The organism is Maribellus luteus, from assembly GCF_003576475.1.
GTDB classification, from domain to species: domain Bacteria; phylum Bacteroidota; class Bacteroidia; order Bacteroidales; family Prolixibacteraceae; genus Draconibacterium; species Draconibacterium luteum.
Genome location: NZ_QWGR01000120.1, coordinates 1 through 650 on the forward strand (window position 1 = coordinate 1; position 650 = coordinate 650).

The window sequence follows — 650 nt, forward strand, 5'->3', positions numbered from 1 at the left end:
TCGTGCGCGTCGGCCCCGACAAGGTGTAACGCGGCTTCACCTTTCCCGTGGGGAGAGGTCGGATCGCTCTTGCGATCCGGGTGAGGGGGAACGCTCTCCCGATAGATTCTACGCCCTCACCCCAACCCTCTCCCCACGGGAGAGGGAGCAGATTGTGCCGCAGCGTTGTCATCCTCTGTTATCAATCGTATGGCCGGGCATAGCCGTTCGAAGAACGGCGTCGCTTCCGCTTGCCTATGTCCCGGCCATCCACGCTCTTACTTTTCACGGCGCAAAGACGAGGATACCCGGCACAAGGCCGGGCATGACGCAGTTCAGTGTTGGCGTTCAGATCAAAGCTGCGACAGCAGCGTGTCGCCGCCGGACACCTCGACCTTGCCCGGAGCAGGTTCGAGGTTGAAGATCTTCACTGTGCCGTCTTCCACCAGCATCGAATAGCGCTTGGAGCGGATGCCGAGGCCATTGCCGGAGGCGTCGAGCTCCATGCCGATCGCCTTGGTGAAGTCGGCGTTGCCGTCGGCGAGGAAAATCGCCTCATCGCGCTGGTCGGTGTCGCGCTTCCAGGCGCTCATGACGAAGGCATCGTTGACCGACACGACGGCGATGGTGTCGACGCCCTTGTCCTTCAAGGCATAGGCGTTCAGGAAAAT

1 protein-coding gene is annotated in these 650 nt (G+C 61.4%); it reads right to left on the minus strand.

Going from position 1 to position 650, the window contains the following annotated elements; all coding sequences use genetic code 11:
- Positions 1 to 332: 332 nt before the first annotated feature.
- Positions 333 to 650 (minus strand): peroxiredoxin family protein (locus D1614_RS28195; protein ID WP_147384385.1); only part of this gene is annotated, 318 nt, incomplete at its 5' end.